Origin of the sequence: Streptomyces sp. NPDC096310 (assembly GCF_044763125.1) — a bacterium.
In the GTDB taxonomy this organism is placed as follows: domain Bacteria; phylum Actinomycetota; class Actinomycetes; order Streptomycetales; family Streptomycetaceae; genus Streptomyces.
Genome location: NZ_JBIWFO010000016.1, coordinates 151076 through 173046, shown reverse-complemented (window position 1 = coordinate 173046; position 21971 = coordinate 151076). Strand labels below are relative to the sequence as shown.

The 21971-nt window shown below is 71.4% G+C and carries 23 protein-coding genes and 5 tRNA genes; 21 read left to right on the top strand and 7 right to left on the bottom strand.

Annotation, left to right across the window (positions count from 1 at the left end; genetic code table 11):
• Positions 1 to 198: 198 nt before the first annotated feature.
• From ACIQ7D_RS26305 to ACIQ7D_RS26280, 6 genes are all read left to right on the top strand, one after another.
• Positions 199 to 918: an HAD family hydrolase gene (locus ACIQ7D_RS26305; protein ID WP_403941424.1), complete on the top strand. Its 720-nt coding sequence runs from the start codon at positions 199 to 201 to the stop codon at positions 916 to 918.
• 87 nt (positions 919 to 1005) lie between these two features.
• A tRNA-Gln gene (locus ACIQ7D_RS26300) sits at positions 1006 to 1077 on the top strand.
• 19 nt (positions 1078 to 1096) lie between these two features.
• Positions 1097 to 1169: transfer RNA gene (locus ACIQ7D_RS26295), tRNA-Glu, on the top strand.
• A 61-nt stretch (positions 1170 to 1230) separates the two neighbouring features.
• Positions 1231 to 1303 (top strand) — tRNA-Glu (locus ACIQ7D_RS26290).
• A 20-nt stretch (positions 1304 to 1323) separates the two neighbouring features.
• Positions 1324 to 1395: transfer RNA gene (locus ACIQ7D_RS26285), tRNA-Gln, on the top strand.
• Positions 1396 to 1414: 19 nt separating this feature from the next.
• Positions 1415 to 1490, top strand: a tRNA-Glu gene (locus ACIQ7D_RS26280).
• A gap of 88 nt (positions 1491 to 1578) precedes the next feature.
• Here ACIQ7D_RS26280 and ACIQ7D_RS26275 read toward each other — a convergent pair.
• On the bottom strand, positions 1579 to 2262 hold the full coding sequence (locus ACIQ7D_RS26275) for a MerR family transcriptional regulator (protein WP_403941422.1): 684 nt from the start codon (positions 2260 to 2262) through the stop codon (positions 1579 to 1581).
• A gap of 101 nt (positions 2263 to 2363) precedes the next feature.
• Between ACIQ7D_RS26275 and ACIQ7D_RS26270 the strand changes: the two genes are divergently transcribed.
• Positions 2364 to 2846, top strand: a complete 483-nt coding sequence (locus tag ACIQ7D_RS26270; RefSeq protein WP_403941420.1) for a DUF4188 domain-containing protein — start codon at positions 2364 to 2366, stop codon at positions 2844 to 2846.
• 107 nt (positions 2847 to 2953) lie between these two features.
• On the opposite strand, the gene ndgR is transcribed toward ACIQ7D_RS26270, so the two are convergent.
• Positions 2954 to 3670 carry an IclR family transcriptional regulator NdgR gene (gene ndgR, locus ACIQ7D_RS26265; protein ID WP_329823068.1) on the bottom strand — a complete coding sequence of 239 codons (717 nt, stop codon included), beginning with the start codon at positions 3668 to 3670 and terminating at the stop codon, positions 2954 to 2956.
• A 209-nt stretch (positions 3671 to 3879) separates the two neighbouring features.
• Here ndgR and leuC point away from each other — a divergent pair, with 209 nt between their 5' ends.
• From leuC to ACIQ7D_RS26245, 4 genes are all read left to right on the top strand, one after another.
• Positions 3880 to 5319 carry a 3-isopropylmalate dehydratase large subunit gene (leuC, locus tag ACIQ7D_RS26260; RefSeq protein WP_403941418.1) on the top strand — a complete coding sequence of 480 codons (1440 nt, stop codon included), beginning with the start codon at positions 3880 to 3882 and terminating at the stop codon, positions 5317 to 5319.
• A 2-nt stretch (positions 5320 to 5321) separates the two neighbouring features.
• The gene (gene leuD, locus ACIQ7D_RS26255) at positions 5322 to 5930 is read left to right on the top strand and encodes a 3-isopropylmalate dehydratase small subunit (protein WP_403941416.1); all 609 of its coding nucleotides are present in this window, start codon (positions 5322 to 5324) and stop codon (positions 5928 to 5930) included.
• A 104-nt stretch (positions 5931 to 6034) separates the two neighbouring features.
• Positions 6035 to 6262 carry a hypothetical protein gene (locus ACIQ7D_RS26250; protein WP_385079042.1) on the top strand — a complete coding sequence of 76 codons (228 nt, stop codon included), beginning with the start codon at positions 6035 to 6037 and terminating at the stop codon, positions 6260 to 6262.
• A 144-nt stretch (positions 6263 to 6406) separates the two neighbouring features.
• Positions 6407 to 7063, top strand: coding sequence for an HU family DNA-binding protein (locus ACIQ7D_RS26245; protein WP_403941414.1), 657 nt, complete (start codon positions 6407 to 6409; stop codon positions 7061 to 7063).
• A 213-nt stretch (positions 7064 to 7276) separates the two neighbouring features.
• Here ACIQ7D_RS26245 and ACIQ7D_RS26240 read toward each other — a convergent pair whose 3' ends face one another.
• Both ACIQ7D_RS26240 and cofC read right to left on the bottom strand, forming a co-directional pair.
• Positions 7277 to 7486: a hypothetical protein gene (locus ACIQ7D_RS26240; RefSeq protein ID WP_403941412.1), complete on the bottom strand. Its 210-nt coding sequence runs from the start codon at positions 7484 to 7486 to the stop codon at positions 7277 to 7279.
• 45 nt (positions 7487 to 7531) lie between these two features.
• Entirely contained in the window at positions 7532 to 8248 is a 717-nt protein-coding gene (gene cofC / locus ACIQ7D_RS26235) for a 2-phospho-L-lactate guanylyltransferase (protein ID WP_403941410.1), read from the bottom strand.
• Between the two features lie 204 nt (positions 8249 to 8452).
• On the opposite strand from cofC, the gene ACIQ7D_RS26230 reads away from it, so the two are divergent.
• From ACIQ7D_RS26230 to ACIQ7D_RS26220, 3 genes are read left to right on the top strand one after another with little or no spacing between them, the layout of a single operon-like run.
• Positions 8453 to 9199 (top strand): lysophospholipid acyltransferase family protein, encoded by a 747-nt coding sequence (locus tag ACIQ7D_RS26230; protein WP_403941408.1) that lies wholly within the window; start codon positions 8453 to 8455, stop codon positions 9197 to 9199.
• Entirely contained in the window at positions 9196 to 10197 is a 1002-nt protein-coding gene (locus ACIQ7D_RS26225) for an NAD(P)H-dependent glycerol-3-phosphate dehydrogenase (RefSeq protein ID WP_329823060.1), read from the top strand. Before ACIQ7D_RS26230 ends, ACIQ7D_RS26225 begins: the two co-directional genes overlap by 4 nt.
• A gap of 34 nt (positions 10198 to 10231) precedes the next feature.
• A complete protein-coding gene (locus ACIQ7D_RS26220; RefSeq protein ID WP_403941405.1) occupies positions 10232 to 11446 on the top strand; it encodes a D-alanine--D-alanine ligase family protein in 1215 nt (404 codons plus the stop codon).
• Between the two features lie 91 nt (positions 11447 to 11537).
• On the opposite strand, the gene ACIQ7D_RS26215 is transcribed toward ACIQ7D_RS26220, so the two are convergent.
• The gene (locus tag ACIQ7D_RS26215; RefSeq protein WP_403941449.1) at positions 11538 to 12026 is read right to left on the bottom strand and encodes a DUF3515 domain-containing protein; all 489 of its coding nucleotides are present in this window, start codon (positions 12024 to 12026) and stop codon (positions 11538 to 11540) included.
• Positions 12027 to 12059: 33 nt separating this feature from the next.
• Entirely contained in the window at positions 12060 to 12293 is a 234-nt protein-coding gene (locus tag ACIQ7D_RS26210; RefSeq protein ID WP_384922516.1) for an Lrp/AsnC family transcriptional regulator, read from the bottom strand.
• Between the two features lie 363 nt (positions 12294 to 12656).
• Here ACIQ7D_RS26210 and ACIQ7D_RS26205 point away from each other — a divergent pair, with 363 nt between their 5' ends.
• The gene (locus ACIQ7D_RS26205) at positions 12657 to 13628 is read left to right on the top strand and encodes a thiamine-phosphate kinase (protein WP_403941403.1); all 972 of its coding nucleotides are present in this window, start codon (positions 12657 to 12659) and stop codon (positions 13626 to 13628) included.
• Positions 13629 to 13663: 35 nt separating this feature from the next.
• The gene (gene thiD / locus ACIQ7D_RS26200; RefSeq protein WP_403941401.1) at positions 13664 to 14467 is read left to right on the top strand and encodes a bifunctional hydroxymethylpyrimidine kinase/phosphomethylpyrimidine kinase; all 804 of its coding nucleotides are present in this window, start codon (positions 13664 to 13666) and stop codon (positions 14465 to 14467) included.
• Positions 14468 to 14633: 166 nt separating this feature from the next.
• Here thiD and rpmB read toward each other — a convergent pair whose 3' ends face one another.
• A complete protein-coding gene (gene rpmB, locus ACIQ7D_RS26195) occupies positions 14634 to 14819 on the bottom strand; it encodes a 50S ribosomal protein L28 (protein WP_028426177.1) in 186 nt (61 codons plus the stop codon).
• A gap of 202 nt (positions 14820 to 15021) precedes the next feature.
• Between rpmB and ACIQ7D_RS26190 the strand changes: the two genes are divergently transcribed.
• From ACIQ7D_RS26190 to ACIQ7D_RS26170, 5 genes are all read left to right on the top strand, one after another.
• Positions 15022 to 16803: a DAK2 domain-containing protein gene (locus ACIQ7D_RS26190; RefSeq protein WP_403941399.1), complete on the top strand. Its 1782-nt coding sequence runs from the start codon at positions 15022 to 15024 to the stop codon at positions 16801 to 16803.
• A 129-nt stretch (positions 16804 to 16932) separates the two neighbouring features.
• Positions 16933 to 19218, top strand: a complete 2286-nt coding sequence (gene recG, locus ACIQ7D_RS26185; RefSeq protein WP_403941397.1) for an ATP-dependent DNA helicase RecG — start codon at positions 16933 to 16935, stop codon at positions 19216 to 19218.
• Between the two features lie 146 nt (positions 19219 to 19364).
• Positions 19365 to 19949 carry a 16S rRNA (guanine(966)-N(2))-methyltransferase RsmD gene (gene rsmD, locus ACIQ7D_RS26180; RefSeq protein ID WP_403941395.1) on the top strand — a complete coding sequence of 195 codons (585 nt, stop codon included), beginning with the start codon at positions 19365 to 19367 and terminating at the stop codon, positions 19947 to 19949.
• A gap of 26 nt (positions 19950 to 19975) precedes the next feature.
• A complete protein-coding gene (gene coaD / locus ACIQ7D_RS26175; protein WP_403941447.1) occupies positions 19976 to 20455 on the top strand; it encodes a pantetheine-phosphate adenylyltransferase in 480 nt (159 codons plus the stop codon).
• A gap of 98 nt (positions 20456 to 20553) precedes the next feature.
• A complete protein-coding gene (locus ACIQ7D_RS26170; RefSeq protein ID WP_403941393.1) occupies positions 20554 to 21786 on the top strand; it encodes an ATP synthase F0 subunit B in 1233 nt (410 codons plus the stop codon).
• The last annotated feature ends 185 nt before the right edge of the window (positions 21787 to 21971 follow it).

Sequence of the window (21971 nt, the reverse complement as noted above, 5' to 3'; positions counted from 1 at the left end):
CGCCGGAGCGCGTCCGGGCCCCCCGCCCTGGCCGCGCGCCCCCCCCCCCCCCCCCCGGCCCGGAACCGCGACCATCGGATCAGGGAGGGGGCGGCCCGCCCGCATAACGCACCCCCGGCCCACCCCGACAGGCCCCGCCCGAACCCGCACCCCACGCCGCCACACCTCCGCGCCCCCCCCGCGCGGTACCGTCGCCGTATGGCGATTCGTGCCGTCCTCTGGGACATCGACGACACCCTCTTCGACTACACCGCCGCCGACCGCGCCGGTATGCAGCGGCATCTCGCCGCCGAGGGCATGGCCGATCCCGGTGAAACCGTCGATCAGGCTCTCGGACGGTGGCGGGAGATCACCGATGCCCAGTGGCTGCGGTTCGCGGCCGGGGAGACGGATTTTCTGGGGCAGCGGCGCGACCGGGTGCGGGGCTTCGTCGGTGCGGGGCTGAGTGACGCCGAGGCCGACGCGTGGTTCGACCGGTACATCACGCACTACGAGGCCGCCTGGAGCCTGTTCCCCGACAGCCTCGTCGCTCTCGATCTGCTCGCCGCCGACTACCGGCAGGCCGTCCTGTCGAACTCCTCGACCATCAACCAGGACCGGAAGCTGCGCGTCCTCGGCGTGCGCGATCACTTCGAGGCCGTGCTCTGCGCCGCCGAGCTGGGGGTCTCCAAGCCCGACGCGGCAGCCTTCCACGCCGCCTGCGACGCGCTCGCGCTGGAGCCGGGCGAGGTGGCGTACGTCGGGAACGAGCCCGACATCGACGCCGGCGGGGCCACGGCCGCCGGGCTCGCCGGGGTCTGGCTGGACCGGGGCGGGCTCGGCGGGCGTCCCGAGCTGGTGCGGATCACCGATCTGGGGCAGCTTCCCGCCGTACTGCGCGGGGATACCCGTTTTGGAGCGCCGTCCGCGATCGGGTAATGTTCTTCCTGCGCCGCCCGAGAAACCGCAAGGTCCGACCGGGAAGCGCACGCCAGACTAAACCCCCACACGGGGGTTGAGCTTTGGTGGGCTATGGTGTAATTGGCAGCACGACGGTTTCTGGTTCCGTTAGTCTAGGTTCGAGTCCTGGTAGCCCAGCGCAGACTGTATCTGCAACGCCCCCGTTGTGTAGCGGCCTAGCACGCTGCCCTCTCACGGCAGTAGCGCCGGTTCGAATCCGGTCGGGGGTACAGATCCTTCTCTCCGACGTCCTCGGGTCGCACCCGGATACGTTGATGCAGGATCGCTAGGGCCCCCGTTGTGTAGCGGCCTAGCACGCTGCCCTCTCACGGCAGTAGCGCCGGTTCGAATCCGGTCGGGGGTACTGATTCTCAAGAATCACCATGGGCTATGGTGTAATTGGCAACACGACGGTTTCTGGTTCCGTTGTTCTAGGTTCGAGTCCTGGTAGCCCAGCGCAGACTGTATCTGCAACGCCCCCGTTGTGTAGCGGCCTAGCACGCTGCCCTCTCACGGCAGTAGCGCCGGTTCGAATCCGGTCGGGGGTACCACGTAGGAAAAGATCACGATGAAGACCCTCCCTCCCGGGAGGGTCTTTTGGTTGCCCTGCACGGTCAGCGCGGTCTGCGCCCCGTACGGTCAACCGCCCTCGCCGAAGCGCCGGTTGGACTCCTCCGCCTGGGCGAGCCGCCGCAGGCTCAGCAACACCGGTTCGTACAGCACCGTCCCCGCCACCGCCGCCTCGACCTGCCGGGTCCCCGGCTCGTACCGCTCGATCATGTCCAGGTCCACGGCGCCGAGTTCGCCCGCGGAGCGCCCGTACGCGAGCAGGTCCTCCAAGGTGCACGGATAGCCGCTCCGCTCCAGGGCCGCGATCGCCTCGACGAGCCTGCGGTACGCGGGGGACTCGGCCCGTGCCTCGCTGCCGAAGCTCCAGCCGAGCCGTACCAGCAGCTCCGTCGCCTGCTGCTCGGCCGCCTCCACCGCGGCGTCGGGTACGGGGGCCGCCGGGCCCGTGGCCGCCGTACCGGAGGCCGCGGGCGGGGAGTCGTCGGGGAGCGACCAGACCGCCGCGCCGATCCGGCTGTGCCGGTCGAGCGACTCGTCCTCCACCGCCACCAGGACCTCCCGCGCCATGGCCACCGGCATCCGGCCCACCTGGATCAACGCCCTGACCAGCCGCAGTCTGCGCAGATGCTCCTCGTCGTACGCGGCCTGGGTGGCGTTGATCCGGCGGCCGGGCCGGAGCAGCCCCTCGCGCAGGTAGTACTTGATCGTGGCGGTGGGGACCCCGCTGCGTTCGCTCAGCTCCGCCATGCGCATCCCGGTTGCACCTTTCCTTGGACAGTGTCACTATCCAATCATGGATAGTCGAGCTATCCAATCGATGGGGATGTCATGGAAGACAGGAAGAGGGGGCCGTTATGGGCGCGAAGGTGATCGAAGGGCGGATGACCGCCGGTGCCGACCAGGGGGTGGTCGTGTTCCTGATCGGGATGCGCATCAACAAGTTCCGCTCACCGCGCGACTGGTGGCCCGTGGCCAGGGCCATGCCGCGGATGCTGAAGGAGCTGGCCCGGGACCGTTCCAGCGGGCTGATATCCGCCCGGGTGCTGGTGGGCGGAGCGCGCCTCTTCTACCTCGTCCAGTACTGGGAGTCCACGGAGAAACTGCTGGCGTACGCGGCGGCGCGGGATGGCGAGCACCGTCCTGCCTGGGCGGCGTTCAACCGCAGGGCGCGCGAGGGTGGCGGCGGGGTGGGGTTCTGGCACGAGACCTACGCGGTCCCCGCCGGCTCGTACGAGAGTATCTACGTCAACATGCCGGAGTTCGGCCTCGGAGCCGTGGGCGGGGTGGTCCCGGTCGGCAGGCGCGGTGAGCGCGCGGCGGACCGCCTCGCTTCGTGACGCTGTGATCCGTCCCTGACCGGGGGAGCCGGCCGGGGTCTGGCGGGCCGCTGCGGCGCTGGAGCGGCCTGCCGGGGGTTGTCTGGTGGTTGACCGGTCCCGCTGGGTCAGCTCGCGCGGCGCAGGGCTTCGCTCAGCCGCCCCGCCGCGTCGATCACGGCCTGGGCGTGCATCCGGCCCGGGTGGCGCGTCAGGCGCTCGATCGGTCCGGATACCGAGACGGCCGCGACCACCCGGTTCGACGGGCCCCGTACCGGCGCCGAGACCGAGGCCACGCCCGGCTCCCGCTCGCCGATCGACTGGGCCCAGCCCCTGCGCCGTACGCCCGAGAGCGCCGTCGCCGTGAAACGGGCCCCCTGAAGGCCGCGGTGCAGCCGCTCCGGCTCCTCCCAGGCCATCAGGATCTGGGCCGAGGAGCCCGCCTTCATGGTCAGGGTCGAGCCGACCGGAACCGTGTCCCGCAGCCCGGAGAGCCGCTCCGCCGCCGCCACACATATCCGCATGTCGCCCTGGCGGCGGTAGAGCTGCGCGCTCTCGCCGGTCAGGTCCCGCAGATGCGTGAGGACCGGTCCCGCCGTGGCCAGCAGGCGGTCCTCGCCCGCCGCCGCGGCCAGCTCGGCCAGCCGGGGGCCCAGGATGAACCGGCCCTGCATGTCCCTCGCCACCAGTCGGTGGTGTTCCAGTGCCACGGCCAGCCGGTGGGCCGTGGGTCGTGCGAGCCCGGTCGCCGCGACCAGCCCGGCGAGGGTGGCCGGACCGGACTCCAGGGCGCTCAATACCAGAGCCGCCTTGTCGAGAACGCCGACGCCGCTAGAGTTGTCCATGAAACGATACTCGCGTCTCACTCTGTGAAACGCAAGTTCAATTTTCCGGGGAAGTTGCCAACCTGTAGGTACGGGCCCGCGGAATCGGGCCCGCGGGAGACGGGCCCATGACCAAGGGTCCCCCGCCGACGTCCGGTGCGTGGGGTACGGACGTGGGCCCACATATCTCTAGGAGAGCCGGCCACGAGAGGCCGGCCGGAGGGAAAGCGATGGGTAGGACACTCGCGGAGAAGGTCTGGGACGACCATGTCGTCCGGCGCGCGGAGGGCGAGCCCGACCTTCTCTTCATCGATCTGCACCTGCTGCACGAGGTGACCAGCCCCCAGGCGTTCGACGGCCTCCGCCAGAACGGCCGGCAGGTCCGGCGGCTCGACCTCACCATCGCGACCGAGGACCACAACACCCCGACCCTCGACATCGACAAGCCCATCGCGGACCCCGTCTCCCGCGTCCAGTTGGAGACCCTGCGCAAGAACTGCGCCGACTTCGGTGTACGACTGCACCCGCTGGGCGATGTCGAGCAGGGCGTCGTCCATGTCGTGGGCCCGCAGCTCGGCCTGACCCAGCCCGGCACCACGGTGGTCTGCGGCGACAGCCACACCTCCACCCACGGCGCCTTCGGCGCGCTCGCGTTCGGCATCGGCACCAGCCAGGTCGAGCACGTCCTCGCCACCCAGACGCTGCCGCTGGCCCGCCCCAAGACCATGGCGATCACGGTCGAGGGCGAACTGCCCGCCGACGTCACCGCCAAGGACCTGATCCTCGCGATCATCGCGAAGATCGGCACCGGCGGCGGCCAGGGCTACATCCTGGAGTACCGGGGCTCCGCCATCGAGAGTCTGTCGATGGAGGCCCGGATGACGATCTGCAACATGTCGATCGAGGCCGGCGCCAGGGCGGGCATGATCGCCCCCGACGCGACCACCTTCGACTACCTCAAGGGCCGCGACCACGCCCCCGAGGGCGCCGACTGGGACGCGGCCGTCGCGTACTGGCAGACGCTGCGCACCGACGACGACGCGGTCTTCGACGCCGAGGTCTTCATCAAGGCCGGGGAACTGGCGCCGTTCGTCACCTGGGGCACCAACCCGGGCCAGGGGCTGCCGCTCTCCGCGCACGTCCCCGACCCGGCTTCGTACGAGGACGCTTCGGAGCGGCTCGCCGCCGAAAAGGCCCTGGAGTACATGGGGTTGACCGCCGGGCAGGCGCTGCGCGACATCAAGGTCGACACCGTCTTCGTAGGCTCCTGCACCAACGGCCGTATCGAGGACCTGCGCTCGGCCGCCACCCTGCTGGAGGGCCGCAAAGTCGCCGACGGCGTACGGATGCTGGTCGTCCCCGGCTCGGTACGCGTCGCTCTCCAGGCCGTCGCCGAGGGCCTGGACAAGGTGTTCACCGCCGCGGGCGCCGAATGGCGGCACGCGGGCTGCTCGATGTGCCTGGGTATGAACCCCGACCAACTCGCGCCCGGCGAGCGTTCCGCGTCCACGTCCAACCGTAACTTCGAGGGCAGGCAGGGCAAGGGCGGCCGGACGCATCTCGTCTCCCCCCAGGTCGCCGCCGCCACCGCCGTACTGGGCCACCTGGCCTCGCCCGCCGATCTGTCCGACGCCGGTGCCGGCGACCGTACGCCCGCTGGAGCGCGATAACCATGGAAGCCTTCACCACCCACACCGGTCCCGCCGTCCCGCTGCGCCGCAGCAACGTCGACACCGACCAGATCATCCCCGCCCACTGGCTCAAGAAGGTCACCAGGGACGGGTTCGAGGACGGGCTGTTCGAGGCGTGGCGCAAGGACCCGTCCTTCGTCCTCAACCGGCCCGAGTACGCCGGGGCCTCGGTCCTGGTGGCCGGACCCGACTTCGGCACGGGATCGTCCCGGGAACACGCCGTCTGGGCCCTCCAGAACTTCGGTTTCAAGGCCGTCATCTCCTCCCGGTTCGCGGACATCTTCCGTGGGAACTCGCTCAAGAACGGCCTGCTGACCGTCGTTCTGGAGCAGTCCGTCGTGGACGCCCTCTGGGCGATCACCGAGAGCGACCCCACGGCGGAGGTCACGGTCGACCTGGAGCGGCGCCAGGTCCGCGCGACCGCCCCTGACGGAGCAACGCTTGTGGCCGATTTCGAGCTTGACGAGAACGCCCGCTGGCGCTTGCTGAACGGGCTCGACGACATCAGCCTCACCCTTCAGAACGAGTCCGAGATCGTCGCGTACGAGGCCGCCAGGCCGTCCTTCAAACCACGCACAATCGCTGCCTGATCAGCGCGTTTCCCCTACTGCACCCCCTGCCTCCAGGTAGGGGGTGCAGTTGCTTGTTGAGCCCCTGTCGGGCGACAACTCGCCCCAGATGGCACAATCGGTGCATGGAACGCGACAGCCAACTCAAGCTCTACGGGTTAGTCGCCGAACAACTCAAAGATGCGCACGCAAGAGTGCGTGCCCTGCAAGTCCCGGAGGGCGTCCGACAGGCTCTCTCCCGGAAGCTGCTGGTCATCACGGCCGCGGCGAAACACGATCTCCCGGGCGCGGCAAGGCGTCTGGACCGCTTGATGAAGGACCTGGACGAGGGTCGTTTTCCGGAAGGTCTCTGACCCTCCGCGGAACTCTGCCGGGCCGACTTCGTTGCGGCACTAGGGTGATTAGCCCGTTTCGTGTTTGATTTGCGGTATATATCTGCCTAACGTGCGAAAAAGCTTGAACACTTTCGTTCTGGCAATGTCTCCGAAGGGGAAGACGTGAACAAGGCGCAGCTCGTAGAAGCGATTGCGGACAAGGTCGGCGGCCGTCAGCAGGCCGCGGACGCGGTCGACGCGGTACTCGACGCGATCGTCCGCGCGGTGGTCGCCGGTGACCGGGTCTCGGTCACCGGCTTCGGTTCGTTCGAGAAGGTCGACCGCCCGGCGCGTTACGCCCGTAACCCGCAGACGGGCGAGCGCGTGCGGGTCAAGAAGACCTCGGTGCCGCGGTTCCGCGCGGGCCAGGGTTTCAAGGACCTCGTGAGCGGCTCGAAGAAGCTCCCGAAGAACGACGTGGCCGTCAAGAAGGCCCCCAAGGGCAGCCTCTCGGGCGGATCTTCCACCCGTACGACCGTGAAGGCCGCGGCCAAGAAGGCCACCGCCAAGAAGGCGGCGACGGCCGGGAAGAAGACCGCGGCCAAGAAGACCACGACCGCCAAGACCACCGCCGCCAAGAAGACCAGCGCGGCGAAGAAGACCGCCAAGAAGACCACGGCCACGGCGAAGAAGACCGCCAAGAAGGCCACGGGCACCGCCAAGAAGGCCACCGCGAAGAAGACCGCGCCGGCCAAGAAGGCGACCGCAAAGAAGGCCCCGGCGCGCAAGACCACCGCGCGCACCACGACGGCGAAGAAGACCGTCGCCAGGAAGAAGTAAGCAGGAAGCGGTACAGGGCCGTACGCGCCGGGCCGGGCTCCCCTCGGGGAGCCCGGCCCGCGGCGTTTCCGGAGCCCGCCGCGCGGCGCCGTGACCGCCCGGCCCCGCCCGGCCGCACGGGTCCTATGGGGCGCTGTGGCGCGCTTATAGGGCGTACGGGGCGCCACGGGGCGGCGTACGGGGCGCTGTGAGGCGGTGCGGAAGCCGCAAGCCTCAGAGGGTCTGGAGGGTCACCAGCGTGATGCGCGGCGTCCCGTCCTCGCCCGGGCCCTCGGTCTCGATCCGTACCCGCTGACCCGGTCGGAGCAGCCGCAGCCCGCCGGCGTCGAAGGCCGCCGAGTCGAACTCCACCGGGGTGCCGTCGTCCAGCAGCACACTCCCGCAACGGGTCTCGGAATCGTAGGTGTACGAGGTCGCCTGCATAGCCGCAGCGTATCGCCCGGGTGGCAGTTCCTCGCGCCGTGGGCCTCAGCCGCAGGGACCGGGCGCCGGGAGCGGACCGTACGCCTGATGTCCGCCGTCCCCGGCGGTCCCCCCGTACCGCAGAGCCGTGTGCGGACCGAGCCCGAGTTCCGCCGCGCGCAGCAGATCCTCGCCCGTATCGACATCCCGCCGTACGGAATCCACCCCGGCCAGAAGTATTTCCACCGCCCCTGTCGACAAATGTCCAGCACGGGAGGGGCCGCCGAAAGCCGGATTCAATTCCACGCCGGGCCCCGCCGTCAGCAAAGTCGTACCGATTCCCGCGGCGTCCGCGAGAAAAGCGCGCGGAAATGGCTCCGCCGCGGCCAGGACCAGCGCCAGTTCCGCCGGGCGGAGCGCCGGCAGGTCCGCGTTGAGCGCGGCCACCGCCGCCCGGGGCCGCAGCGCCCTGACCGCCCGCGCCCCGTGCGCGAGCGCCGCGTTGAGACCGTCCGCCGGGGTGTCCGGCACGACGCGCGCGCCCAGCGCGGACAACTCCGCCGCCGCCGTCGGGTCGTCGGTCACCACCGCCACGTCGCGGACGACGGAGCAGGCCAGCACCGCGGCCACCGTGTCCAGCGCGAACGCGAGGGCGAGCCGCGGGCGCAGCGCGTCCCCCGTCGCGACCGCGAGCCTGCTCTTCGCGAGCCGGAGTGGTTTGAGCGGGACGACCAGGGACCATGGGGCGGCCGGATCGGTGTGCGTGGCGAACTCTCCGTCCATCTCCGTGTCCGCTCTCCCTCCCTGCGCGGTGGCCCGTGTACAGGCCATGTGTATCGGCCCTCTATTGTGGCCCGGCACCGCCACGGCCCACAGGGGCGGTCCCGGGACCGGGGCGTACGGTGTTCTCGACAGAGCAGGGGACCGAGGCCACACTTGACCCCCGGCAGCCGGGCACGGGCCCGGCGAGAAGAGGAAGGTGTTCGAGTGTCCCGCCGTAGAATCGGCTTCTGGTACCGCCTGGCGGCTGTCATCGCAAAACCGCCGCTGATCCTTCTCCTCAAGCGGGACTGGCGGGGTACGGAGCACATTCCGGCCGACGGCGGATTCATCACCGCGGTGAACCACAATTCGCATCTCGACCCGTTCGCCTACGCCCACTTCCAGTACAACACCGGCCGCGTTCCGCGCTTCCTCGCCAAGGACGGCCTTTTCACCAAGGGGTTCATCGGCGCCGTCATGCGCGGCACGGGGCAGATCCCCGTCTACCGCGAGACCAGCGACGCCCTGAGCGCCTTCCGCGCCGCCATCGACGCGGTCGAGCGGGGCGAGTGCGTGGCGTTCTACCCCGAGGGCACCCTCACCCGCGACCCGGACATGTGGCCCATGACCGCCAAGACCGGGGTGGCCCGGGTCGCCCTCCAGACCAAGTGCCCGGTCCTCCCCGTCGCGCAGTGGGGCGCCAACCTCGTGCTGGCGCCGTACGCCACGAAAGCCCACCTCTTCCCGCGCAAGACCCACCACGTCCTCGTCGGCCCGCCCGTCGACCTGTCGCGCTTCTACGACCGGGAGATCGCCCCCGAATTGCTGCGCGAGGCCACCGAGGTCATCATGGCCGCCATCACGGAACTGCTGTCCGAGGTACGCGGCGAGCCGGTGCCCACCGTCTCGTACGACTACCGCAAGGCCAGGGAAGAACAGCGGCGCAAAGCCGCGGAAGAGGGGTCGAAGTGACGCGGGTCGCCGTCTTCGGAGCGGGATCTTGGGGTACGGCGTTTGCCATGGTCCTCGCCGACGCGGGATGCGACGTGACGATCTGGGGCCGGCGCCCCGAGATCGCCGACGCCATCAACACCACCCGCGCCAACCCCGCCTACCTGCCGGGCTTCGAACTGCCCGCCGGCGTACGGGCCACCACCGACCCGGCCGAGGCCGCGCGCGACGCCGAGTTCACCGTGCTCACCGTGCCTTCGCAGACGCTGCGCGGCAACCTCGCGCGGTGGGCGCCCGTACTCCCCTCCGACACCGTCCTCGTCTCCCTGATGAAGGGCGTCGAACTCGGCACCGCCAAGCGGATGAGCGAGGTGATCGAGGAGGTCGCCAAGGCCCCCGCCGAGCGGGTCGCCGTCGTCACCGGACCCAACCTCGCCAAGGAGATCGCGGGCCGGATGCCGGCCGCCGCCGTCGTCGCCTGCGAGGACGAGGGGGTCGCCCAGCGGCTCCAGGCCGCCTGCCACACCCCGTACTTCCGCCCGTACACCAACACCGACGTCGTCGGCTGCGAACTCGGCGGAGCCGTCAAGAACGTGATCGGTCTCGCCGTGGGCATCGCCGACGGGATGGGCCTCGGCGACAACACCAAGGCGTCCCTGATGACCCGCGGACTCGCCGAGACCACCCGGCTCGGCCTCGCCATGGGCGCCGACCCCCACACCTTCTCCGGACTCGCCGGAATGGGCGATCTCATCGCCACGTGTTCCTCACCGCTCTCCCGCAACCACACCTTCGGCACCAACCTCGGCCGTGGGATGACCCTCCAGGAGACCATCGCGGTCACCAAGCAGACCGCCGAGGGCGTCAAGTCCTGCGAGTCCGTACTGGATCTGGCGCGGCGCCACGATGTCGACATGCCCATCACCGAAACCGTCGTGGACATCGTGCACAACGGGAAGCCGCCGCTCGTCGCGCTCAAGGAGCTGATGTCGCGCAGCGCCAAGCCCGAGCGACGCTGACTCGGGCGGTACCAGCAGGTACGCTCATCGCGATATGAGCAGCGAGAACTCCTCCCGAAGCCCCGAGCGCAGCCTTGGGCACAGCGCGGAGAGCGGCGCCGAGCAGCCGCCCCGCAAGCCGCGCGTGGCCGTCGTCTTCGGCGGCCGCAGCTCCGAGCACGCCATCTCGGTGGTCACGGCCGGCGCCGTACTGCGGTCCATCGACCGTACGAAGTACGACGTCCTGCCGATCGGCATCACCACCGACGGCCGCTGGGCGCTCACCGCCGACGACCCGGAGCGGATGGGTATCGCCGAGCGCTCCCTGCCGAGCGTCGAGCAGATCGCCGAGTCCACGGACGGCTCCGTCGTCCTCTCCGTCGACCCGGGCAGCCGTGAGGTCGTCTACAGCGAACCGGGCTCCGTGCCCAAGGTGCTGGGCGACGTCGACGTGGTCTTCCCGGTGCTGCACGGCCCGTACGGGGAGGACGGCACCCTCCAGGGGCTGCTGGAACTGTCCGGGATCCCGTACGTCGGCGCGGGCGTTCTCGCCTCGGCCGTCGGCCAGGACAAGGAGTACATGAAGCGGGTGTTCACCTCCTTCGGGCTGCCCGTCGGCCCGTACATGGTGATCCGGCCCCGTGAGTGGGAGCAGGTCCCCGAGGACGGCGGGGCGCCGGGCGCCGCCGCCCGCGCGAAGATCGTGGACTTCGCCGCCGAGCACGGCTGGCCGCTCTTCGTGAAGCCCGCCCGGGGCGGCTCCTCCATGGGCATCACCAAGGTCGACGACGTCTCGGGGCTCGACGAGGCGATCACCGAGGCGCGCCGCCACGACCCCAAGATCCTGGTCGAGTCGCTGCTGCGCGGGCGCGAGATCGAGTGCGGCGTGCTGGAGTTCGAGGACGGTCCGCGCGCCAGCGTGCCCGCCGAGATCCCGCCGGTGACGGAGCACGACTTCTACGACTTCGAGGCCAAGTACATCGACTCGGCGGCCGGTCTGGTGCCCGCGCCGCTGACGCCCGGGGAGACCGCGGAGGTACGGCGGCTCGCGGTGGCGGCGTTCGAGGCCACCTCCTGCGAGGGGCTGGTCCGCGCGGACTTCTTCCTCACCGAGGACGGCGAGTTCGTCATCAACGAGATCAACACGATGCCGGGCTTCACACCCATCTCCATGTACCCGCGCATGTGGCAGGAGAGCGGCGTCTCCTACGCGGAACTGGTGGACCTGCTCATCCAGGCGGCGCTGCGCCGCCCGACCGGCCTGCGCTGAGCACGTCCGGGAAACGTCCGCACCGTACGGCGCGTACGGCCCGGTGCGCCCGCCGCACCGGGCCCGCGCGCACAGCGGCAGGGGACAGTGTCTACAGGCTGGGCGGGACCGTCTTCTCGACGGCCTCGGCCAGCCCTGCGAGCGGGGTGGAGTCGTGCGTGTAGCGCGTGGACATCGTGACCTCGACATAGGTCCGGCGATAGGTCGTGGTGAACCGCGGACCGGAGTCCCGCTCCTCCAGCATCCAGTTGACGCCGTTCGCCTCCACGCCCTGCGCCTGGGCGTTGTCCATCCCCGCGGGCCGGGGCACCCCGCAGCGCAGTACGATCGCGCCGTCCCCCCACCCCGCGGTCAGCTCCGAGCGCGGCTCGGGATCGGAGCGGCCGAGGTCGGCGAGGGTCTTGGGCAGTTCTTTGTGCAGCGCCCGGCAGAGGGCCGCCTCCTCCTTGGCGGGGGCGGGAACCGCGACCGAGGTGTCCGTGGAAGAACAGCCCGCCGCCGCCGACAGAAGGACGGCGACGGCGGGAAGACGGGCGAACGAACGGCCGGACAGCCTGCGGCCCGGAACCGGGCGACGGATACGTATCACCGGCCAAGCGTAGACGGGGGCGGTCTAGAGATGGACGACCGGGCAGGTCAGGGTGCGGGTGATGCCTTCTACTTGCTGGACCTTGGCGACGACCATGCGGCCGAGCTCATCGACGGTGTCCGCCTGAGCCCGGACGATCACGTCGTAAGGACCGGTGACGTCCTCGGCCTGGATCACTCCCGGAATCTTTGCGATGGTCTCGGCGACGGCCGTCGCCTTGCCCACCTCGGTCTGAATAAGGATGTACGCCTGTACCACGGAACCTCCAGGGCGGCCACGAGGATCATGTGGGGAAAGAGACGCCACGGTATCGCGTCGCCGCGGGCCGCGGGGAGACCCGGGCGCCCGGTGGCGCCCGCGGGGTGGCGTAGGTGTGTCCACGTTGACGCGAGCGGGCGGCATGGCACGCGCGACGGACGGCATGAGGCGCGGCACGGGGTACGGCGCGGGGTACGGCGCGGGGTACGGCACACCCGCCGTGACACGCGGGCGTGACCTGGCGTACGACGGTGTTGACGTACCTGATGACGGCAGCGACAGCAGTGAGGGGCCGCGCGCGCAGACGCGGCCCGGTGTAGAGAGCAAGAGACCGGTGAAGAGAGCAAGAGAAGGGGAGACTCGGTGAAGGGAACCGTGGGCGAGTTGGGGGAGTTCGGGCTCATCAGAGAGCTGACGTCCCGGCTCACCACCACCCCGGCGGTGCGGCTCGGGCCGGGCGACGACGCCGCGGTCGTGGCGGCCCCCGACCGCAGGGTCGTGGCGAGTACGGATCTGCTCCTGGAGGGGCGGCACTTCCGCCGTGACTGGTCGACGGCGTACGACGTGGGCCGCAAGGCCGCCGCGCAGAACCTGGCCGACATCGCGGCGATGGGCGCGGTGCCCACCGCGCTGCTGCTCGGGCTGGTCGTGCCGGCCGAACTCCCGGTCACCTGGCCCACCGAGCTGATGGACGGCATCCGCGACGAATGCCAGGTCGCGGGCGCCGCCGTGGTCGGCGGCGACGTGGTGCGCGGCGACTCCATCACGATCGCGATCACGGCGCTGGGCGATCTGCGCAACCACGAGCCGGTGACCCGGTCGGGCGCCCGGCCCGGCGACGTGGTCGCCTACACCGGCTGGCTGGGCTGGTCGGCGGCGGGCCACGCGGTGCTCTCCCGGGGCTTCCGCTCACCGCGCGCCTTCGTGGAGGCGCACCGCAGGCCGGAGCCGCCGTACCACGCGGGCCCGGCGGCGGCCGGTCTCGGCGCCACCGCGATGACCGACGTCAGTGACGGACTCGTCGCGGACCTCGGGCACATCGCGGACGCCAGCCAGGTCCGTATCGATCTGCGGTCCGGTCTGATCGACATCCCCTCGCAGATGAACGACATCGGTCAGGCGGTCGGCGTCGACCCGCTCCAGTGGGTGTTGACCGGCGGGGAGGACCACGCGATCGTCGCGACATTCCCCTCGGACGCCAAACTCCCGGCGCGCTGGAAGGTGATCGGGGAGGTCCTCAACCCCTCCGCGCTGCCCCAGGTGACGGTCGACGGCGCCCCGTGGACCAGCAAGGGCGGCTGGGACCACTTCGGTGACATCGAGGACACCCTGTAGGAGCGCGGTGCGCGCGGGCCCGTAGATTCGTCGGTATGCCGACATCCGTGCCCGTGCCGCCCCGTGTTCTCACCGTCGCCGGATCGGACTCCGGCGGCGGTGCGGGCATCCAGGCGGACCTCAAGACGATGCTGGCCTTCGGCACGCACGGCATGAGCGTGCTCACCGCCGTGACGGCGCAGAACTCCCGGGGCGTCCAGGGCGCCTGGGAACTGCCGGTGGAGGCGGTACGGGCGCAGTACCGCAGCGTCGTCGACGACATCGGGGTGCAGGCCGTGAAGACCGGCATGCTCTCCTCCGCCGTCCTGGTCGACGCCGTGGCCGAACTGCTCGCCGGGACCGGCGTCCCCGTGGTCGTCGACCCGGTCGGCGTCTCCAAGCACGGCGATCCGCTGCTGGCCGCCTCGGCGCTGGACGGCGTACGGCAGAGGCTGCTGCCCACCGCGACGGTGGCCACCCCCAACCTGGACGAGGTGGCACAGCTCACCGGCGTACGGGTGGCGGACGAGGCGGATCTGCGGCTCGCGGCGCACGCCCTCCTGGAGTTCGGGCCCCGCTGGGCGCTGATCAAGGGCGGGCATCTGCCGGGGGACGCGGTGGACCTGCTCACTGACGGCACCGAGGAGCACTGGCTGCGGGCGCCGCGCCTCGACAACCGGCACACGCACGGCACGGGGTGCACCTACGCGTCGGCGATCGCCGCGGGGCTCGCGGGCGGGCAGGACGTGGTGACGGCCGTCGGGGCCGCCAAGGAGTACGTGACGGGCGCGATCGCGCACGGCTTCGCACTGGGCACCGGCATCGGCCCGGTGGACCACGCCTGGCGGTTCCGGGCGTGAGAGACCGGACCCGAGGTGTCGGGTCCGAGGCTGCGGGCCTGTGGTTTTTCGGGCCTGTGGTTCTCCGGGCCGGGGAAGCCGGCTGCCGAGGTACGGCAAAGAGCCGGTCCACCGAGGTGGACCGGCTCTTCAAGGCAACCGCAGGGGCTGCGCTACGACGCAGGCGTCAGCGCGAGACCTTGCCGGCCTTGATGCACGATGTGCAGACATTGAGGCGCTTCGGCGTCCGACCGACCACGGCACGCACGCGCTGGATGTTCGGGTTCCAGCGACGGGGCGTACGGCGGTGCGAGTGGGAAATGCTGTTGCCGAAGCCCGGCCCCTTGCCGCAGACGTCGCAGTTGGCAGCCACGGGTCACTCCAAAGACTTCAGATGCTCGTACAGAGAAATCCGGCGTGGCTGAATCAACGAGACAAAAAACTGTCGATGTCGCTTTGCCGGGGGATTGGCCCGACTCTCATCGGGCAACCGCAGCAGCATACAACGACTGCCTCGGTACCTGGAAACTATACCCTTCTCGCATCACGCCGACCGACGGAGGAGGACCCCGCAGGTGCCGCAGACCCTCGACGCCGCAGCGGTGCGGAGCTGGTGCGCGCTGGCGCTGGAGGCCCTGGGCCGGGAGCGCGAGGAGATCGACGCGATCAACGTCTATCCGGTCGCGGACGGGGACACCGGCACCAACCTCTATCTGACCGTGGAGTCCGCCGCACAGGCGGTCGAGGCCGTGTTCGCGGCGCACGAGACGGGTGTCTCCGCGCCCGCCCCGGCCGACGCCGTACGGGCCATGGCACACGGCGCGCTGATCGGCGCCCGGGGAAACTCGGGGACGATCCTGGCGCAGCTTCTGCGCGGCATGGCCGAGGTGCTGGCGGACGGGGCGCCCGGTGACGGGGATCACGCGGACGAGGGACACGGCGAGGGGTTTGGGCGGGGACACGGGCAGGGATACGGCGGCCGGCTCGCCCCGGCGCTGCGACGCGCCGCCGAACTCGCCCGCGAGGCCGTCGCGCACCCCGTCGAGGGCACGATCCTGAGCGTGGCGAGCGCCGCCGCCGACGCGGCCGAGGCGGCGGCCCGCGCGGACGCCCCGTACGGCGCGAACGGGGCGTCCGCGGTGTCCGGGGCGTCCGGGGCGTCCGCGGTGTCCGGGGCGTCCGGGCCGGACGGGGGCGCCGCGTACGGGGCGGACGCGGCCAGCGCCGTACGGGCCGCGTACGCGGGCGCGCGCGCCGCGCTCGACGCCACCCCCGGCCAGCTCGCCGTGCTCGGCCGCGCGGGCGTCGTCGACGCTGGCGGCCGGGGGCTCCTCACCGTGCTGGGCGCTCTGGTGCGCTGCCTCACCGGCGACGCGCCAGCGCCCTTCCCGGCGGGCCACCGCCGGCACGACGACCCCGTGGCGGTGGAGTCCGCCGCCGAGGCATGCGCCATGGAGGGCGGCCCCGCGTTCGAGGTGATCTACCTGCTGGAGGCGGACGAGGCCGCCGTGGCCCGGCTGAAGGCCCGGCTCGACGGGCTCGGGGACTCCCTGGTGGTCGTCGGCGGCGACGGGCTGTGGAACGTGCACGTCCATGTCGACGACGCGGGCGCCGCCGTCGAGGCCGGCGTCGAGGCGGGCCGCCCCTACCGCATCCGTATCACCCACTTCGGCGCCGCCGCCGAAGAGCCGCGCGTCCAGCGCGCCGTCGTCGCGGTCGTCCCCGGCGAGGGGCTGGCGGGGCTCTGCGCCGAGGCGGGCGCGACGACCGTCCTCGCCCGCCCCGGGGAGCCGCCCGCCAGCGGCGAACTGGTCGAGGCGATCCGGCGCGCGCACGCCCGCGAGGTGGTCCTCCTGCCGAACGACGAGGCCCTGCGCCACACCGCGGCGGCCGCCGCCGAACAGGCCCGCGCCGAAGGGGTACGGGTCGCCCTCATCCCGACCCGGGCCGCCGTCCAGGGCATTGCCGCGCTCGCCGTGCACCAGCCCGACCGCCGCTTCGACGAGGACGTCGTCGCGATGACCAGCGCCGCCGGGGCCACCCGCTACGCCGAACTGGCCGTCGCGGAGCGCCAGTCCTGGACCATGGCGGGCATCTGCCAGGCCGGGGACGTCCTGGGGCTGATCGACGGGGACGTCGCCGTCATCGGCTCCGAACTCTCCGCCACGGCGGAGACGGTGCTCTCCCGGATGCTCTCCGCGGGCGGCGAACTCGTGACGCTCGTCCTCCGGGAGGACGTCCCCGACACGCTCGCCGCCCGTCTGGAGAGCTACGTACGCGAGGGCCATCTCGCCGTCGACACCGTCGTCTACCGGGGCGGCCGGCAGTCCGCGCTCCTGCTCGTCGGCGTGGAGTGAGACCGGCGCCCGGACCGGGCCCCGCACCAGGTCCCGGACCGGGTCCGGCACTGCGACCGGCCGCGACGGCACGGCCGTGACCTGCGGAAACCTGGGGGTGCGCGACGGCTGTCAGTGGAGTGGTGTGCAATGGATCGCGTGTCCGCGCTGGATGAACCACTCAAGAAGTCGCTCGGCCCCGCCACCGCGAAGGTGATGGCCGAACACCTCGGCCTGCACACGGTCGGCGACCTGCTCCACCACTACCCACGGCGGTACGAGGAGCGCGGCCAGCTCACCACCCTGGCCGAACTCCCGCTGGACGAGGACGTGACGGTGGTCGCCCAGGTCGCGGACTCCCGGATCCTCACGTTCAACCACGGCCGCGGCCAGCGCCTGGAGATCACCCTCACCGACGGCAGCGGCCGGCTCCAGCTCGTCTTCTTCGGCCGGGGGCTCCACAAGCCGCACAAGGAACTGCCGCCCGGCAGCCGCGGCATGTTCGCCGGGAAGGTGTCCGTCTTCAACCGCAAGCTCCAGCTCGCGCATCCCACATACGTCCCGCTCGGCCGCCCCGACGGGGAGCCGGGGGACGACGACGCGAGCGCCGTGGACGCCTTCGCGGGCAAGCTGATCCCGATCTACCCGGCCTGCAAGGGCCTGGAGTCCTGGAAGATCACCAAAGCCGTCGACGCCGTGCTGCCCCGCGCCGTGGAGGCCGCCGACCCGCTGCCGCCCGCGCTGCGCGACGGGCGCGGCTTCGTGCCGCTGCCCGAGGCACTGCTCAAGGTCCACCGGCCCGAGACCAAGGCCGACATCGAGGACGCCCGCGCGCGCCTCAAGTGGGACGAGGCGTTCGTCCTCCAGGTCGCGCTGGCCCGGCGGCGGTACGCGGACACGCAGCTCCCCGCCGTCGCCAGGAAGCCGGTGGCGGGCGGTCTGCTCGACGCCTTCGACGCCGAGCTGCCCTTCACGCTCACGGAGGGCCAGCGGAAGGTCACCGCCGAGATCTTCGCGGACCTCGCCACCGAACACCCCATGCACCGGCTGCTCCAGGGCGAGGTCGGCTCCGGCAAGACCCTCGTCGCGCTGCGCGCCATGCTCACGGTCGTGGACGCGGGCGGCCAGGCCGCGCTGCTGGCGCCCACCGAGGTCCTCGCCCAGCAGCACCACCGCTCGATCACCGAGATGATGGGCGGACTGGCCGAGGGCGGGACGCTCGGCGGCGCGGAGAACGCCACCAAGGTGGTGCTGCTCACCGGCTCCATGGGCACCGCCGCGCGCCGTCAGGCCCTGCTCGACCTGGTCACCGGCGAGGCCGGGATGGTGATCGGCACACACGCGCTGATCGAGGACAAGGTGCGTTTCCACGATCTGGGCCTGGTCGTCGTGGACGAGCAGCACCGCTTCGGCGTGGAGCAGCGCGACGCGCTGCGCTCCAAGGGCAAGCAGCCGCCGCACCTGCTGGTCATGACGGCCACCCCCATCCCCCGTACGGTCGCCATGACCGTCTTCGGTGACCTGGAGACCTCCGTACTGGACCAGCTCCCGGCCGGGCGTTCCCCGATCGCCAGCCATGTCGTCCCCGCCCAGGACAAGCCGCACTTCCTGGCCCGCGCCTGGGAACGGGTGCGGGAGGAGGTCGGCAAGGGGCACCAGGCGTACGTGGTCTGCCCCCGGATCGGGGACGACGAGGACGAGAAGGGCTCCAAGGGCGGCAAGGGCCCGAAGAGCGGCACGAAGAAGGCCCCCGCCAAGGAGAACGCAAAGGAAAAGGCCAAGGAGAAGGCCAAGGAGAAGGCCGCGGAGGACGCCGAGAAGCGGCCCCCGCTCGCCGTCCTCGACGTGGCGGACCAGCTCTCGGCGGGGCCGCTGGCCGGGCTCCGGGTCGAGGTCCTGCACGGACGGATGCAGCCGGACGACAAGGACGCCGTGATGCGCCGCTTCGCCGCGGGCGAGGTGGACGTCCTGGTCGCGACGACGGTCATCGAGGTCGGGGTGAACGTCCCCAACGCCACCGCGATGGTGATCATGGACGCGGACCGGTTCGGCGTCTCCCAGCTCCACCAGTTGCGCGGCCGGGTCGGCCGCGGCGCGGCCCCCGGTCTCTGCCTCCTGGTCACCGACATGCCGGAGGCGAGCCCCGCCAGGGCCCGGCTCGGCGCGGTCGCCGCCACGCTCGACGGCTTCGAGCTGTCCCGGATCGACCTCGAACAGCGCCGCGAGGGCGATGTACTGGGCCAGGCCCAGTCCGGGGTGCGTTCCTCGCTGCGGATGCTCGCCGTCATCGAGGACGAGGAGATCATCGCCGCCGCCCGCGAGGAGGCCGTGGCGGTGGTCGCCGCCGACCCGGAGCTGGAGTCCAGCCCCGAGCTGCGCACGGCGCTGGACGCGCTGCTGGACACGGAGCGCGAGCAGTACCTCGACAAGGGCTGACGAGAAGGCGGCGCGGGCCGGTTCGCGAGCACCGGCCGGGCCCGGGTCCGCCGTACGCCATATCGTGGAGCCCGGGCGGTCGTCGCCGACCACCGCCCCACCGCTGTCCGTCCCAGCCCCTCCCACGAACCGAGGACCCGACACCCATGACCCGCGTGATCGCCGGTGCCGCCGGCGGGCGCCGGCTCGCCGTCCCGCCCGGCACCGGCACCCGCCCCACCTCCGACCGGGCGCGTGAGGGCCTTTTCTCCACCTGGCAGTCGCTCCTCGGCACCCTGGACGGCGTCCGGATCGCCGATCTGTACGCCGGGTCCGGAGCCGTCGGCCTCGAAGCGCTCTCGCGCGGCGCCGTGCACGCCCTGCTCGTCGAGGCCGACGGCCGCGCCGCCCGTACCGTCCGCGAGAACGTCGCGGCGCTCGGACTGCCCGGCGCCGAGGTCCGTACCGGCAAGGCGGAGCAGATCGTCACGGGACCCGCCCCGCAGGACCCGTACGACCTGGTGTTCCTCGATCCGCCGTACGCCGTCACCGACGACGATCTTCGGGAGATCCTGCTCACACTCCGGACCGGGGGGTGGCTCAGCGGCGACGCCGTCGCCACCGTGGAACGCAGCACCAGAGGTGGGCAGTTCGGCTGGCCGGCAGGTTTCGTGCCGTTGCGGTCCCGTCGCTACGGCGAGGGAACGCTTTGGTACGGTCGCGCCGCTTCTTGTGACGAAGACGCACCATGACCGGACCGGAGAGCGAGGGAATTCAGTTGCGCCGCGCCGTCTGTCCGGGGTCCTTCGACCCCATCACCAATGGACATCTCGACATCATCGCCCGCGCTTCCAAGCTGTACGACGTCGTACACGTCGCGGTGATGATCAACCAGTCCAAGCAGGGACTGTTCACGATCGAGGAGCGGATCGGCCTGATCCGCGAGGTCACCGCCGAGTTCGGCAACGTCGAGGTGGAGTCCTTCCACGGCCTCCTCGTGGACTTCTGCAAGCAGCGCGACATCCCGGCCATCGTGAAGGGCCTGCGGGCCGTCAGCGACTTCGACTACGAGCTGCAGATGGCCCAGATGAACAACGGACTCTCGGGCGTCGAGACCCTGTTCGTCCCCACCAACCCCACCTACAGCTTCCTTTCCTCATCCCTGGTGAAGGAAGTGGCCACCTGGGGCGGGGACGTCTCCCACCTGCTGCCGCCCGCCGTCCACACCGCGGTCATAGAGCGCCTCGGCAGGAAGTGACGCGCTGACCGTCCGTCACCCGGTGTCGGACGGAAGCGGACTGGCCTTACAGTCGTTGCGTCCGTCTCCAAACCGGCCGAAAGAGTGGCGAGCACACGGTGGACGTGCAGAAGAAGCTCGACGAGATCGTCGACACGGTGGGCAACGCCCGCTCGATGCCCATGTCGGCGTCCTGTGTGGTCAACCGGGCCGAGCTGCTCGCGCTGCTCGAAGAGGTACGGGAGGCGCTGCCCGACTCGCTGGCCCAGGCGCAGGAGCTGATCGGCGGGCAGGAACAGCTCGCCGAGCAGGCCCGCCAGGAGGCGGAGCGCATCATCGAGGGGGCGCACGCCCAGCGCTCCACGCTGATCTCCGACACGGCGGTCGCCCGCCGCTCCCAGGAGGAGGCCGACCGTATCCTCGCCGAGGCCCGCAGGGAGGCCGAGGAGATCCGGGCGGAGGCCGACGACTACGTCGACTCCAAGCTCGCCAACTTCGAGGTCGTCCTGACCAAGACCATCGGCTCCGTCGACCGGGGCCGCGAGAAGCTGCTCGGCCGCTCCCCGGGCTCCGGCGAACCGGGGTACGCGGGCGCCGATGACGACGACGCCCCGGAGTACAGCGCGGACCCCAGCACTCTGATCCGGCGCGCCGACGAGTACGTCGACGCCAAGATCGGCGCCTTCGAGGCCGTGCTGACCAAGACGCTCGAAGCGGTCGGCCGGGGCCGGCAGAAGCTCCACGGCCGTACGGAGTCCGACGAGCTGGGGGCGCACATGGCCGCCCAGGACGCGGCGGGCCCGCAGGCGCGCACCAGCGACGCCGACTACCTGGCAGACCTCGCCGGTACCCCGAGGGAAGCCCTCCAGGCGCCCGTGGCGGCCCCGCAGCAGCCCCCGGCTCCTCCGGAGCCCGCCCTGCCCCCCGCGCCCGCCCAGCAGCCGTACACGGACCCCGCCTACGCGCAGACGGCGCAGCAGCCCGCCGGCCCGGGCTACCAGGACGGCGGCTACGACGTAGCCGCCGGCTACCAGGACCCGGCGTACGCCGCGGCCGACCCCGGCTACGGCGCGGGCTACCAGCAGCAGGACGCGTACGGCTACCAGCAGGACCCGTACACGTACCAGCAGCAGGGGTACGGTCAGGACCAGGGCCAGGGCGCGCAGCAGCAGGCCCAGGGGTACGACCAGAACTACGGCTGGCAGCAGCAGCAGACGGACGGGCGCCCCGCTCTGCCGGCTCTGCCCGCCGCCCGCGCCGACCAGCAGCAGGGCGCGCTCGACGAGACCAGCTTCTTCGACACGAGCATGATCGACCTGGAGCAGCTCCGCCGCTACGAACAGGGCCGCTGACCGGGCCGGGCCCGGAGCGGACACGGGCCCGGACACGGGCCCGGCCCGGACGTGTCCCTGACCGGGTCCGGTCCGGTCAGGGACCGGATTGGGTCTACGGCGGCCGGTCCAGTACCCTGGTTCTTCGGCCGTGTGCATGTCCGCGGCTCAGGCTGCCCGCTTCGCTCCAGCGACGGTGGCGGCCC

Excerpts from the sequence above, each read along its gene's own strand:
- ACIQ7D_RS26305 (WP_403941424.1), top strand. The coding sequence starts at position 199 with ATGGCGATTCGTGCCGTCCTCTGGGACATCGACGACACCCTCTTCGAC.
- ACIQ7D_RS26275 (WP_403941422.1), bottom strand. The coding sequence starts at position 2,262 with ATGCGCATGGCGGAGCTGAGCGAACGCAGCGGGGTCCCCACCGCCACG.
- ACIQ7D_RS26270 (WP_403941420.1), top strand. The coding sequence starts at position 2,364 with ATGGGCGCGAAGGTGATCGAAGGGCGGATGACCGCCGGTGCCGACCAG.
- ndgR (WP_329823068.1), bottom strand. The coding sequence starts at position 3,670 with ATGGACAACTCTAGCGGCGTCGGCGTTCTCGACAAGGCGGCTCTGGTA.
- leuC (WP_403941418.1), top strand. The coding sequence starts at position 3,880 with ATGGGTAGGACACTCGCGGAGAAGGTCTGGGACGACCATGTCGTCCGG.
- leuD (WP_403941416.1), top strand. The coding sequence starts at position 5,322 with ATGGAAGCCTTCACCACCCACACCGGTCCCGCCGTCCCGCTGCGCCGC.
- ACIQ7D_RS26250 (WP_385079042.1), top strand. The coding sequence starts at position 6,035 with ATGGAACGCGACAGCCAACTCAAGCTCTACGGGTTAGTCGCCGAACAA.
- ACIQ7D_RS26240 (WP_403941412.1), bottom strand. The coding sequence starts at position 7,486 with ATGCAGGCGACCTCGTACACCTACGATTCCGAGACCCGTTGCGGGAGT.
- cofC (WP_403941410.1), bottom strand. The coding sequence starts at position 8,248 with ATGGACGGAGAGTTCGCCACGCACACCGATCCGGCCGCCCCATGGTCC.
- ACIQ7D_RS26220 (WP_403941405.1), top strand. The coding sequence starts at position 10,232 with ATGAGCAGCGAGAACTCCTCCCGAAGCCCCGAGCGCAGCCTTGGGCAC.
- thiD (WP_403941401.1), top strand. The coding sequence starts at position 13,664 with ATGCCGACATCCGTGCCCGTGCCGCCCCGTGTTCTCACCGTCGCCGGA.
- recG (WP_403941397.1), top strand. The coding sequence starts at position 16,933 with ATGGATCGCGTGTCCGCGCTGGATGAACCACTCAAGAAGTCGCTCGGC.
- rsmD (WP_403941395.1), top strand. The coding sequence starts at position 19,365 with ATGACCCGCGTGATCGCCGGTGCCGCCGGCGGGCGCCGGCTCGCCGTC.